11 protein-coding genes are annotated in these 12820 nt (G+C 63.8%); all 11 read right to left on the bottom strand.

The window, feature by feature from the left end; all coding sequences use genetic code 11:
• Positions 1–11: 11 nt before the first annotated feature.
• Positions 12–887, bottom strand: coding sequence for a glycosyltransferase (locus tag AC5RUU_RS05360; RefSeq protein ID WP_493974174.1), 876 nt, complete (start codon positions 885–887; stop codon positions 12–14).
• On the bottom strand, positions 884–2149 hold the full coding sequence (locus AC5RUU_RS05365) for a hypothetical protein (protein ID WP_493974175.1): 1266 nt from the start codon (positions 2147–2149) through the stop codon (positions 884–886). The genes AC5RUU_RS05360 and AC5RUU_RS05365 overlap by 4 nt, the downstream gene beginning before the upstream one ends.
• Positions 2130–3284, bottom strand: a complete 1155-nt coding sequence (locus AC5RUU_RS05370; RefSeq protein ID WP_493974176.1) for a glycosyltransferase — start codon at positions 3282–3284, stop codon at positions 2130–2132. Before AC5RUU_RS05370 ends, AC5RUU_RS05365 begins: the two co-directional genes overlap by 20 nt.
• Entirely contained in the window at positions 3281–4552 is a 1272-nt protein-coding gene (locus AC5RUU_RS05375; RefSeq protein ID WP_493974177.1) for a glycosyltransferase family 4 protein, read from the bottom strand. The genes AC5RUU_RS05370 and AC5RUU_RS05375 overlap by 4 nt, the downstream gene beginning before the upstream one ends.
• Complete coding sequence (locus AC5RUU_RS05380) at positions 4549–6003, bottom strand: oligosaccharide flippase family protein (RefSeq protein WP_493974178.1); 1455 nt, start codon at positions 6001–6003, stop codon at positions 4549–4551. Before AC5RUU_RS05380 ends, AC5RUU_RS05375 begins: the two co-directional genes overlap by 4 nt.
• Entirely contained in the window at positions 6000–7052 is a 1053-nt protein-coding gene (locus tag AC5RUU_RS05385) for a DegT/DnrJ/EryC1/StrS family aminotransferase (RefSeq protein ID WP_493974329.1), read from the bottom strand. Before AC5RUU_RS05385 ends, AC5RUU_RS05380 begins: the two co-directional genes overlap by 4 nt.
• Positions 7053–7138: 86 nt before the next feature.
• On the bottom strand, positions 7139–7798 hold the full coding sequence (locus AC5RUU_RS05390; protein ID WP_493974179.1) for an acetyltransferase: 660 nt from the start codon (positions 7796–7798) through the stop codon (positions 7139–7141).
• Positions 7795–8961 carry a DegT/DnrJ/EryC1/StrS family aminotransferase gene (locus AC5RUU_RS05395; protein WP_493974180.1) on the bottom strand — a complete coding sequence of 389 codons (1167 nt, stop codon included), beginning with the start codon at positions 8959–8961 and terminating at the stop codon, positions 7795–7797. Before AC5RUU_RS05395 ends, AC5RUU_RS05390 begins: the two co-directional genes overlap by 4 nt.
• Positions 8958–9953 (bottom strand): NAD-dependent epimerase/dehydratase family protein, encoded by a 996-nt coding sequence (locus AC5RUU_RS05400; RefSeq protein ID WP_493974181.1) that lies wholly within the window; start codon positions 9951–9953, stop codon positions 8958–8960. Before AC5RUU_RS05400 ends, AC5RUU_RS05395 begins: the two co-directional genes overlap by 4 nt.
• A complete protein-coding gene (locus AC5RUU_RS05405; RefSeq protein ID WP_493974182.1) occupies positions 9950–11071 on the bottom strand; it encodes a Gfo/Idh/MocA family protein in 1122 nt (373 codons plus the stop codon). The genes AC5RUU_RS05400 and AC5RUU_RS05405 overlap by 4 nt, the downstream gene beginning before the upstream one ends.
• A gap of 29 nt (positions 11072–11100) precedes the next feature.
• The gene (locus tag AC5RUU_RS05410) at positions 11101–12699 is read right to left on the bottom strand and encodes a sugar transferase (RefSeq protein WP_493974183.1); all 1599 of its coding nucleotides are present in this window, start codon (positions 12697–12699) and stop codon (positions 11101–11103) included.
• Positions 12700–12820: the final 121 nt, after the last annotated feature.

Consider the following 12820-nt stretch of genomic DNA (forward strand, 5'->3'; position numbering starts at 1 on the left):
TCGCTCCTTCGCTATTGAACCAGGGTTGTGGTCCGTGCTTTCCGGGCCGCGTTCAGGCGATCAAGTCCCTCTTTGCCAAGGGTTTTCATGACCGCTTTCTTGACGATGTACCTTCCGCCTTCCCGCGTTAGCCTGTAGGGCTTTTGGAGGAGCCGCTCCCGGAGGAGGGCCTTGTACCCAGGGTCTTCCACACCGTCCAGCAGGGAGCCATAGGTTCCGAGGTAGGGGCCCGCGGACACGAGCCTGCCGCGTATCCGGTTGCTGACATTGGTGCCATGCACCACCTGAAGCCATGTGGGACTTCCGCCAATCTCGAAAACCGGCATGCTCAGCCCTAACCGGTTGTGCCAGTCAGCCCAGCAAGTGAGCGGGGATTGCCAGTCTTCCCGGACTGAGCAGAATGCATTGGAAGGATCATGATGTGCGTACAGGGTGGATCCTTGGCGGATGAGGCCATTGATGAAGTAGAGCGCGGCGCGCCCCCCAAGGATCTGCACGGATTGCAGACGCTCCACGAAATCAGTTGCCAGCCCGTCGTCGTTATCCAGGTTCGTGGTGATGAGTACGTTCCCGGTTGCCCCGCTGACCGCTTTCAGGTCCTGGAACCGTTGGCTGCTTGTGACCTGCGGCCGGTAGATGGGGGTGAAAATGGCCGGCCGGTTCAGCTGCAGCATTCGCTCCTTGAGCCACTCGGGGCTTTGCGGATCGAGGTAGATAATCCAGTGGAAATTTCGGTTGGACTGAGCACGTACTGAAGGAAGGCAATATGTTTCGAACAGCTGCACACGGTTCCTCAGCCAGCCCTCTTTGGCGCGAATGATGCTTTCGGCTCCACCCGACGGAAGGTTGAACCGCGTAAGGAAAATGTGGTTGATGGAGTCGTTCATAGCTTCACCTTGTAGATGTGATAGGTAAATTCGGCCGCGAATGAGTCGGAAAAGCGCCCATCAGCGGTTACAGGCAGCGAGCGGTCTTCAAATAAAACCTCCACCGAATTTGCGCGGACACCGGGAGGCAGCGTGAAAGTCCTGTCAGTGGGCCCTGCAGAGTCCTCAGCCATGGCAAAAATGTAGGCGTCGCCAGCGTGTGTCTTGAGCATGGTTTCAAGTCCGGTACCGAAGGAGTATCTATACGACTGGGTGTTCACTACCGGAGCCAATTCCCGGATCTGCCGGTTGACTTCCTTCATTGCCGCCATCTGTTCCGACCCGCAATAGTCCGGGGTTACCTGCGAGAGCCTGAGGACGCTTCCGCCGCCACACGGCCCGGAAAGGCTTTGGTTGAAGTACACGATTCCGCGGGCCTCATTGATGATTGAATTCATCACGGCTCCCTTGAGTTGGGCCGGTGAGATGTGGTCTACGAAGGGCCCTTCACCCGGCCCGCCATTCAGGTTTTCAACGAACTGCCACAACGGCTGCAACTCACCGTCGGCAGCGTCCTGGATGCGGAGGGCCTCCATAATCTTTCCGTAACTTGAAGCCGTGCGGCAGGTCTCCTCCTTGACCGGGGCGAGGTGCGCGTTCACGTACGGCTTCAGGCTGCAGTACGGGATTGTGTACCAATACATGTCCACGGAGACGGCATCCGCATAGTTATTGACGAACGCTTGGGCATCGGGGCTCTTCATGTAGTGGCTTACAACCATTTGGGTGAAATTTGCGTACTTGAAATACTCTCGTGGTACGTCCTCGGCCAACTCTTGGAGGTGTTTTCGTCCCGCTTCCGGCGTGAACCGGCCATCCACTTCATCGTCCAGGAATGCGCCTACCCAGTTCCTGCGATCAGGAGTGAAAGTTTCGTTGAGTTTTCCGCCTACCCAATACACATCATTTTTTTCAAAAAGTGAGTACGGGGTAGTTTCGGCCATTCCCATGTAGGTGTTGATTCCATGGTCTTTATCGAAGCGGACTTCATCGTCATTACTGACGCCGTTGTACCAGATGGCGATTGGAAAAAATGATGGATCGTCCCAGCCGGCGGCATCGGCCTTGGCGAACGACTTCCAATAGTCGGATCCGCCCTCCCACGGAATCCGCTCCAGGTCCAACGCCGGCCCTGCAGGTGAGGCCCCTGCGGTGCAACCGCTGAGGGCGAGGATGACTACGGCCATCGCCGCGATGAGCCGGTCAGGCGGAAATTTGCGCACGTTGGTCCATCCGTTCCGTGATGATGTTGAGCAGTTGGTCAGCCCGTTCCTGCCAGGAATGACGCTGGGCGAACTCCCGTCGGCGTTGTTCGGCCGTTGTGTCCGGCTCCATTTCCAGGGCCCGCTGCACTTCGCGGACGAATTGCTTCCGCCCGTGGCCTACTGTCACCAGGTCAGTGCCGAGCCAGTGAACAGCTGGCAAGTCTGTAGCAACCACGGGAAGCCCGACTGCAAGATAATCCAAAGTCTTGAGTGGAAAGCTGGCCCTGTTGAATGGGTCGTCCTTGTAAGGCGTCAGGCCTACGGAAGCTGTGGCAAGGTGGCCCTGCACTTCTGCAAAGGGAAGCCTTCCAAGCCAGGTGACCCGTTCATCCTCAAGGAGCAGGTCCAGCCGTTTCCGGGTTTCCGGGTCCCGCTCCGTCCGTGGACCTATCACTAGAAGGCGTACCCCCGCATCCCTGACGGCCTCCAGAAGATCCAGGTCAAGGCGTTCATTCAGTTGGCCAACGAGTGCGGCGGCGGATGTCCTGCCAGTTGAGCTCACCTGGGAAAGCGCTGGCACGCAGCCGTTTGGAAGCACAATTGACTGTGGCAGCGCAGTTTGCTTCCGTCTGTCTATTTCCGCTGCCAGTGACGGGGACACGGCCGCGGCAATGTCGGCAGCAATGATATTTCCGGTCAGTTGTTTCTCCACCATCGTGGCGTTCAGTCCCATCAGGGATGCTCCAGAAAGCCAGTCGTCGGTCACGTATAGGACCCGCAGGCCCGTCAACCCGACCGGGAAACTGGCCGTTGGCGATGAAACGATGGTGGCCAAAGGTTCCGATTCCAACTTCTGCATGGCACCCCTGATCGCCCTGCCCAGCAGCCGATTGGCCAGAGATGCCACCAGCGGACGGGTGAAGCCGGGCACTGACAGGGAACGAAGCCGGGTGATGCCGGCGGCAACGGCGGAGAGTTCATTCAGCCCCTCCAGGCGTCCATTTCTGAATCCATGCTGGAGTGGCAGAGGTGGATCAACCCACAGGACAGGGATGCGCCTGGCGAGTGCCGTCGCCATGTGGTGATCCGTGCCATTGATGTTTTCCCACCGGGTTCCGGGCACGACTATCAGGATGCTTCGAGTCGGTTTCATCGCGGTTCCTTCCGATGACTGCTGCCCCAGCCGGATGTCCTAACGGCGGGGGCAGCCGGGCGGGAGTTGAAGTCATCCACAGCGACCGCACCGAACAACCGGCGGCTGCGGCGGGCCAGGTGGTAGGCAAAAAACCTGCCACCCGCGGCCAGATCATCCTTCATTGTCGATGTCTGCGGATGCTCCAGGGCGTCGTAATAGAGGTCCTCCTGCAAGAGTGCTGCCCGGGAAAGGGAAAACCGTTGGGACACTGTTTGCAGGCCGAAGGCACCCAGCGTGCACCTGCGTACAGGATCTCCATAAAGCTCGCGCAGCATGCCCGCCAGTTTTTCTGCCCCGGCCGTGGAACCGCTGCCCATCCCGAACCATCCCTGCTGAAGGAACAGGGGAAGGGTTTCGGGGGTCAGTAGCTTCCAAAAGCCCTGTTCGCCCTGGACGATGAGTGGTTTTGCGAAAGCGAGTGCGCGCAGTGCGGAACTGCCCATCCCCAACACGAGATCTGCGGCCCCGTACGCGGGACGGGGGTCACCGAGTTGGCCCGTAAGGACCACCGACCTGCGCCCCAACGCGGCGTTGGTTGCCGCTGCTGCGGAAGCCACGCTTTCACGGGCGGCACCGTCACCAACTATGACAAGTTGGACGGGCACTTCGGCGCCAATGTTCCGCGTGGCCGCGATGGCGGACATCAGCCCTTCCAGCTTCAGCTCCATTGCGAGGCGGGTGACAACAACCACTACGAAAGACCTGGGCTCCAGTCCCCACTGCTGACGGAAATGGGCTGCTCCGACGTCGATCCTTGGATTGTTTTCCTCGAGGTCCACGGGCGGCTCCAGAAGCGTTGCCCTGGTCCTGCCAAAGTGGCGCTCGGCGGCGAGGATGTTTGCCGTTCCCACCATTAACGGCAACTGCTTGGGTATGAATGGCGCAACCGCCATGGACATGACGGTGGACACCGCCACAGCCGACGATTGCCGTGCTGCCATTGCGCACTCGAGGGTCGGCGGCCACTCGTAACCGTGCAATACGTCGACTTTTCGCTCCGCAACGATCTGCCGGAGTGCTCGGACAATCCCCGGCGTGGGTCGATGGGAAGGGCGAGGGGCCTCGATGAACTCAAGCCCCAACTCATGGATTCGATCAAGTAGTGCCCCCTGCCGGCCAAAGAGCATAACTTCATGTCCGAGGCGCTGCACGGCCGCGGCCAGCTCAATGGCGTTGATCTGGCTGCCACCGATGCCCAACTCGTGAGGGAATACGAGAATCTTCATGGGATTTCATCCCCAACCGGTGTGTGGCCAACCGTCCGCAGAAGCCGGAGTGCACTGCGGTGGTGGTACAGGAGACCCAGTATGACGGCCCCGGCAACTAATCCTCCGGATACTGTCGAGACCAATCCTTCCGGGTGATTGACTGCGATGAACCAGGAAAGCACTCCTGTTGCCAACCCCAGGCACAACGGCAGCCCACAGCGGGAGGTAAGGTGATGGATCTCCACCCCGGCCCTCTGCAGTTGCCACGCATAGCAGGGCAGGATCAGCCCAAAGGACACCAAAGCCTGCGCGGCGGCCAGTCCGGGGAGGCCGAACAACAAGGCACCGCCGGTGAGGGCGGGGATGAGTACTGCAATGCTGCACGCCTGGATGGAGAACACGGTCCCGGACTTACCGAGCACGACGAGGAAGTCGTAGGCGAGGTCGCAGAACATCTTGGACACAGCGGCAATCATCAACCAGGAGAGTGCGGCTGCCGCGGGCAGCCAGTCAGAACCGTATACCAGCGCGATCAGGGGTAGAGCATTGCCCGCAAGGAACAGCATGAGTGGCAGGGCGGCACAACAAAGTACCAGAACCATGGCTGCTAAAGCGCCATGCATTCGGGTTTGGTCGGTTTGGAGCGATGAGAATGCGGCAGGTGCGACGCGGCGCAGCGGCTGCGCAAGAATGCTGGCAGGCCAGTTCGACAAATTGAAAGCCAACACATAGAACCCCAAGGCCGTACTTCCCAGGAGTGCGCCTCCGAGCATTTGGTCGCTGTAGCCAAGCGCGAAGAAGATGATGCTCGTCCCTGCCAGCGGCAGCCCGAAACGAAGCAGGGGGCCAACCAGCGCGGGATCCAACCGGAATCGGTACGGCAGCGGCGAAGCCTTGAGGAACATGGCCGCGGAGATCAGGCTGCCGGCCACCCTTCCCAAGGCCAATGCCATGGCTCCCATGCCGGTGAGCGCCAGAACGAGCGACAGAACCGCGCCCACCCAGACGTTGACCTGATCGATGCCCAGCCTCTTCTTTTCCTGGAAATCACGCTGCAGCAGGGCCGCCGGCGAGGCCACTACTCCGTTGATGAATACGCTGATGATCAGCACTCGGATGACGTCTGTGGCTTCCGGATCCCCCATCGCGCCGGTGAATACCGGTGCCGCCAGGACAGCGAGGCCGCAGAACAGGGCGCTCCCCGCCACCGAGATGGTATTGACTGTGGGAACGATCCTGGCCGGATCGCCGGGCCATCTGACGATCGCCAGCGAAACACCAAGTTCGTTAAAGCTCAGCACTGCCATCAGTGCCACGAGCGCCACCGCAAAGGTGCCGAATGATTCTGGCCCCAGCAGCCGTGCCAGGAGGATTCCAATCCCTAATGTCCCCAGGCGGGAAAGGACTGTATTGAGGACACTCCAGCCGAAGGCGCTGGAAGCGCCCGGACGCGTAGCGGTACTCGTCACGGTGCCTCCAGCGCGGCGCGCAACGCCTCAACTACACGCTCCTGCTGGCCGGCGGTGATATGAGGGAAGATCGGCAGTGAGAGGATTTGTTCCGCGGCTTGTTCGGCAACAGGGAATGAGCCCGGGGCCCAGCCGTCGGACGCGTAAGCCCTGCTCAGGTGCACTGGCACCGGGTAGTGAACTCCGGCCTGGACCCCCGCCTCGTGAAGGGCACCGAGCACCGCATCACGTTCCGGCACGCGCACCACATACAGGTGCCACACATCAGAGTTCCCCGGCGCCTCGCGCGGCACTACGACATCCGGTAAGTCTTCAAGCAGGGCAGAGTAGCGCTCGGCAGCCGCGCGGCGTCGAAGATTCCATCCCTGCAACCGCGCCAGCTTTGCTTTGAGAACCACGGCTTGGACAGTGTCGAGCCGCGAATTCATTCCGACGGCGTCGTGCCGGTACTTCTCGAGACTTCCATGGGCGCCCAACATCCGCACCCGGGCGGCAACGGCGGGATCGTCCGTCAAAACCCCGCCCGCGTCGCCGGCGGCACCCAAATTTTTCCCTGGATAGAAACTCGTCCCGGCAGCCCGCCCCCAGGTCCCGGCAGAGCGGCCCAAGCGCGTGGCGCCCTGCGCCTGGGCGGCGTCCTCGATGATGACAGCGCCGCAGGACTCGGCGATCGGAATCAGTTGCTCAACAAAGGCTGTCTGTCCAAAAAGGTGCACGGGAACTATGGCTTGGGTGCGGGACGTGACGGCGGCGGAAACACGTTCCGGAGAAATCAGCAGATAGGTCGGATCCACGTCAACGGGCACCGGTACAGCCCCGATTCGGCTCACGGCCTCCGCCGTAGCGATGAACGTGTTTGCCGGAAGTATGACCTCCCCGCCAGGCCGAACGCCGCCGGCCCGCAGGGCCAGTTCCACAGCGTCTGTCCCGTTCGCCACCCCCACACAGTGCCGGACCCCCACAAAGGCCGCATAGGCTGCCTCAAACCCCGCCACGGCAGGGCCACCTATGAATGAAGCCGAGGCAAGGACCGGGGCCAGTTCCGCCATGACTTCCTCATGCACCTCCGCCTGCTGTGCCGCCAAATCAACCAATGGCACTGGCCCAACGGCAGCCTGGACATCTGTTTCCGCACTCACAACGCACCCCCAAACTGGAAAGCTTCCCGGTCTATCTCGCGCGCCGGCACCCCAACCCAGGTTTCGCCGTCGGGCACGTTGCTCAGCACGGCGGCACCCATGCCGACTGTCGCGTACGCGCCCACGGAGGTCCGCTCGCGGACGCCCGCGTTCATGCCCAGGTACGCCGCCCGGCCAATCCGGACTCCGCCGCCCAGCGATACTCCCGCAGCGAACGTGGCAAAGTCCGCCACGTCGTCGTCGTGCGTGAAGGTCACCGAGGGCATGGCCACCACGTGCGAGCCGATGGTGACGGATGCGGTCAGGGTGACGTTCCGCAGCAGGATGCTGCCCCTGCCGATCCGGCAGCCCTCCGGGTACTGGACGGAGGGGTCGATCGCCGTGGCATACCGCGCTTCGTTCAGGCCGAGTGCCGTGAGCCGCTCCACCACGGCTTCGCGCGCCTTCCCTGAGCCGATGCACACCAGGACGAACGCGTGCTTGTACTTTGCAGCGTCGTCGATCGTCCCAAGGACGGGTGCGCCGTCCACGGTCACCCCCGCCATCTCCTTGTCGTCGTCCAGGAGGCCGACGACGTCGTACTGGCCGCTGCTGCGGACCATCGCCAGGACTTCGCGGGCCAAGCCGCTGGCGGCTACGAGGATCAGCTCGCTCATGTGCCGGCCCCAACGGCTGCAGCACGAATGGTGCTGATGATCCTTCCCAGTCCCTCGTCATCGAGCTCGTGGAACACAGGGAGGATCAGCGTCCTGTCATTGAGCCGTTCCGTGTGCTGCAGGCCGGCGTTGCCTGCGTCCCTCCAGCGGTACGCCGGCTGGCGGTGCGCCGCCATGATTCCCCGCCGTGCCGAAATCCCCGCATCGGCCAGCAGCTCCATCAGGCCCTCCCGCGTGGTCCTGAACGACGGCAGGACCTCCATCCAGAAAGACTGGAAATTGGTGGTCCCATAGGGCGGATCGGACACCATCCTCAAGCCCCTCAGCCCGGCCAGCCCGGCCACGTACCGCGCCGCGATGTCCCGCCGCCTTTGCACCACCTCCGGGAGGCGCCCCAGCTGGACAATTCCGACGGCGGCCTGCAGGTCGGTCATGCGGTAGTTGAACCCCACCTCGAGGTACACCTCCGCCGGCGCCAGCGTTGACCCGTGCCGGTCCGCGGCGGAGACGCTCATGGAGTGTTCGCGAAGAGCCCGTGCCCTGGCTGCCCAGTCGGCCCGGTTGGTGGTGAGCATCCCGCCTTCACCCGTAGTGAGGATCTTGCGGGGGTGGAAGGACCACACCGCCACGTCGGCGCCGGTGCCCACGGGCCGGCCCTTGTACGTAGATCCCACACCGCAGGCAGCATCCTCAATGAGGGTGATCTCGTGGCGGTCGCAGAGTTCCCGGATCGGGTCCAGGTCCAGCGGGACGCCGCCCTGGTCCACCACAATGACGGCCCGGGTATCCAGCGTGAGGGCCGCGTGGAGGGTTTCCGCAGTCACGTTCCCGGTGGCCGGGTCCACGTCGCAGAATACCGGTCGGGCCCCTACGTAGGTCACGGCGTTCGCCGTGGCGATGAAGGACAGCGAAGGCACCACCACGTCGTCGCCTGGTCCGATCCCCGCCACTTTCAGCGCCAGGTGCAGGGCAGTGGTGCAGTTGGAGACAGCGACGGCGTGCCGCACCTCCTGTGCGGCGGCGAACTTCTCCTCGAACTCCTTGACCTTGGGTCCCTGGGCAACCCACCCGGACGCCACCACCTCGGCCAGCGCGAGGGCCTCTTCCTCCCCGAGCCACGGTTTCATGACGTTGATCCTGGCAAGCACTGCTTCCGCACTCATCGCGCACCGGCCTTCCTTGTCGCGGCGATCTCGTCGCGCAGCGGCATCCACCAGCTGACGAGCTCGCGGAGTCCTTCCTCCAGTTCCACCTCGGCCTTGAACCCCAGGTCCCGGGCGGCCGCCGACGTGTCCGCCAGCCGCCGGACAACGCCGTTGACCTGCCGCGCCGGACCGTGCTCCACGTCCAGGTCCGAACCCATGACCCGGAGCAGCGCCTGCGCCATCTCCAGCAGGCTGGTCTCGGTTCCGCTGGCCACGTTGTAGACCCCTTCGCTGACGCCGCTGCCAGCCGCCAGCATGTTGGCGCGCGCCACGTCCGCGGTGTAAATGAAATCCATGGTCTGGAGCCCGTCGCCGAAGATCAGCGGCGCCTGGCCGTCCATGATCCGCTCCATCCAGCGCACCAGGACCTCGGTGTACAGCCCGTGGACGTCCATCCGCGGCCCGTAGACATTGAAGTAGCGGAGCATCACGTAGTCCAGGCCGGTCATGGCCCGGAAGCTGCGCGCCATGCCTTCGTTGAAGGACTTGGCTGCGCCGTAGAACGTGTCATTGTTGGCGTGGTGGTGCCGTTCAGGAGTCGGAAACTCCTCGGCCATGCCGTACACCGAGGCGCTGGATGCGGCCACCAGCTTGTCAACCTTGTGCCCGGCGGCGGCCTCCAGCACATTGAAGGTTCCGTCCACCAGCACCTCCAGGGCCAGCCGCGGCTCCTCCGCGCACTGGGTGATCCGGATGGCGGCCTGGTGGAACACGAGGTCCTTGCCCTTCGTCAGGTCGTGCACCAGGTCCCTGTCCTGGATGGTGCCCTGCACCAGTTCAACCTGGCCCGTCCGCAGCGCGCCGGCGAGGTTTGCGTGGCGGCCGCGGACCAGGTTGTCCAGCACGTCAATGCGTCCTGCCCCTGCCTCCAGCAGGGCATCCACGAGCGTTGACCCGATGGTTCCCGCCCCGCCCGTCACCAGGATGGCGGCCCCTTCCAGGCCGCTCACAGCACGCCCTCCATTTCGGCGACGGAGTCCGCCATCGCGCCCTCCACCCGTGACGGCTGCCCGTCGAGGGTGAGGCTGCGGCTCACCGCCTCCAGGACGGAGAGCACACGCAGCCCGGACGCCCCGCCGGTCCGGGCTTCCCGGCCGTTGCGGATGCAGAATGCCAGCTCCTCCACCACCTGGCTAAGGGCCTCGCGTTCGGGCAGGGCCGGAGACCAGGTATCGCCCAGGCGGTAGGAGACGGCGTTCGATGCCCGTTCCCCCGCCGATTTTGGTTGCCGGTCCAGGCTGACGCCGCGGTCATAGACGCTGAGCCGCTGCTGGGGGTTAAGGTCGTCCCACACCAGCGTCCTCAAGGATCCGCCGATCACCATCTGCCGGATCTTGGTCGGACTGAGCCAGTTGACGTGGACGTGGGCTGTGGCGTCGTTGGGGAGCCGGAAGTTCAGGTGGCCCACGCAGTCCCGCCCGGTGCCCAACGGGTCCGCCCCGAAAGCGGACACTTCTGCAGGGTTGAGGCCGCCCGGAAGGATGAAGTCCAGGATGGCCAGGTCGTGCGGTGCGAGGTCCCAGAACACATCAACGTCAGGCTGCACAAGCCCCAGGTTGATCCGGGTGGAATCCACGAAGAGGATTTCGCCAAGCGACCCCGCCTGCACCAATTCCTGCATCTTCAGTACCGCCGGGGTGTAGCAGTAGGTGTGGTCCGCCATCAGCACCAGCCCGTTCGCCTCGGCCTCCGCCACCATCTCCACGCCGTGCGCCCGGCTGTCCGCCAGCGGCTTCTCCACCAGGACATGCTTTCCGGCGCGCAGCGCAGTCATCACTGTTCCGTGGTGGGTGCGGGCCGGGGTTGCGATGGCCACGGCGTCCACGTCAAGCGTGTCCAGCAGTTCGTCGAGGGACTCGACGACGGGAATCCCGCCCAGCGACTCGGCCAGTTTCCGTGCCCGTTCAAGGTCGAGGTCGCAGATGGCCACCAGGTCCCACTCGGGGCTGGCCTGCAGGTTCCGGGCCAGGTTTGGCCCCCAGTACCCGGCGCCCACGACGGCGATCCGGAGTTTCCGCACGGGTTGCTTGTGCGTGGGGGCGTGGAACGGATTGGGGAATGCTCTCATGTCACTTTCTTTCCCGAGTGCGGTTTTTGTTAGTAAGCGCCGGACGGCCGGAGCACAGCCCGGAATGTCCGCCAAAGAATCAGCAGGTCCCCTGCGATGGACCAGTTCTCGACGTAGTAAAGGTCCAGGCGGACGGCTTCGTCCCAGGGGAGGTCGGAGCGGCCATTGATCTGCCATAGCCCGGTGATGCCCGGCTTGATGAGCAGCCGCCGGTGGGTGTGGCGTTCGTATTTGCTGACCTCCCGGTCCAGCGGAGGCCGCGGACCCACCATGCTCATGTGGCCCAGGACTACGTTCCACAGCTGCGGCAACTCGTCCAGCGAGTACTTGCGCATCCAACGTCCGCAGCGGGTAACCCGGGGGTCGTCCCGCATCTTGAACAGGACGCCGGCTGCCTGGTTCTGCTGGCCCAGCGCGGCAAGCCGGGCCTCGGCATCCACCACCATGGACCTGAACTTGAACATCTGGAACACCTGGCCGTCCTTCCCAATGCGGTCCTGCCGGAAGAACACCGGGCCGGGGCTGTCCAGCCTGACGATGACGGCGAGGACCAGGAGAAGCGGCGACAGCACCAGGAGGGCTGCCAGTGCCGTAGCCATATCCATGACCCGCTTCAGTGCGTGCTTGGCCCCGCTGTACTGCGGGATGTCAACGTGCATGAGGGGCAGGCCTTCCACCGGCCGCCAGTGGATGCGGGGTCCGGCAACGTTGGTGAGGGTTGCCGCCAGGATCAGCTCTGCGGAAGACTCCTCCAGCCGCCATCCCAGCTCCCGGATGAACCTGTTGCCGCCCGGCAACGGCCCGGCGACGATCACCGAGTCCGCTTCCGTCAGGCGTACAGTCCGTGCAATGTCATCGGTGGACGACAGCACCGGCACTTGCTTGCCGTCCACCCGCAGGTTGTACCCGCGGCGCGCTCCGGGAAGGCATACCCCCAGGATGTCGTAGACGGGTCCCGACTTCCTGGACACCTGCTGCACCACATAGCGGACGTCTTCCGGGTCACCGACTACAAGGGCCCGGGAAAGGTGCCGTCCCCTGCCCTTTTCAGCAGTGAGCCGGCGCCGGAACACCCAGCGGTTGGCGGTGAGGGCAAGCAGTCCGAGTGGCAGGGAGACGGTGACGAAGGCTCCGGCGCCGTGCAGGGAGAACACGACGGCGGCGATGGCCATCAGCCCGAAGATCCGGAGGGTGGCCGAGGCCACGCGCTTGTATTCGTCGGCGCCGATGCCCAGGACCTTCGCGTCCCGGGTGCGGTAGATCTCGAGGGCGGCCAGCCAGGTGAGTGCGACGGCGGCGGCAGTGGCGGCGGTTCCCTTGTCCGCCGCGCCGCCGGGGGCGAAGCCCACGTCGGACAGCAGGTAGCCGGCATACACGGCCGCCGCCACCAGGGCTGCGTCCGTGCTCCGGAGAAGTTTGGTGTGCGTTGCGAGCCACGATGCTGATGCTTTTCGGCCGGGCGCTTTGGACTCCGTGCCTGCAGGGTGGGCAGTTGGCGGCTGCAGAAGCCGGGTTCCTGCGGCCTCCGCCGCCGCCAACTGCTGTGTTGGGATCCGCTGTGCAGCAACGGATTCAACGGGCCAGCCGAAGGCGGCACGCCGGGCCCGGGCTACTGGTATCTCTGCCATGGTGACCCCTTCCGGCGTGTCCGTTGCTGTCTGACCGTGAAGCAAAACTAGCTTCGGAAAACCTGCTGCGGCGGGGTCCGGAAGGGGCCTTGTGGGTGGGGCCCGGGAACAGTGCGGAAAC

This window comes from Arthrobacter sp. K4-10C (assembly GCF_059090085.1).

Coding starts and splice junctions, on each gene's coding strand:
- AC5RUU_RS05410 (WP_493974183.1), bottom strand. CDS start 12,699: ATGGCAGAGATACCAGTAGCCCGGGCCCGGCGTGCCGCCTTCGGCTGG.
- AC5RUU_RS05370 (WP_493974176.1), bottom strand. CDS start 3,284: ATGAAACCGACTCGAAGCATCCTGATAGTCGTGCCCGGAACCCGGTGG.
- AC5RUU_RS05395 (WP_493974180.1), bottom strand. CDS start 8,961: ATGAGTGCGGAAGCAGTGCTTGCCAGGATCAACGTCATGAAACCGTGG.
- AC5RUU_RS05390 (WP_493974179.1), bottom strand. CDS start 7,798: ATGAGCGAGCTGATCCTCGTAGCCGCCAGCGGCTTGGCCCGCGAAGTC.
- AC5RUU_RS05375 (WP_493974177.1), bottom strand. CDS start 4,552: ATGAAGATTCTCGTATTCCCTCACGAGTTGGGCATCGGTGGCAGCCAG.
- AC5RUU_RS05360 (WP_493974174.1), bottom strand. CDS start 887: ATGAACGACTCCATCAACCACATTTTCCTTACGCGGTTCAACCTTCCG.
- AC5RUU_RS05385 (WP_493974329.1), bottom strand. CDS start 7,052: ATGGCGGAACTGGCCCCGGTCCTTGCCTCGGCTTCATTCATAGGTGGC.
- AC5RUU_RS05405 (WP_493974182.1), bottom strand. CDS start 11,071: ATGAGAGCATTCCCCAATCCGTTCCACGCCCCCACGCACAAGCAACCC.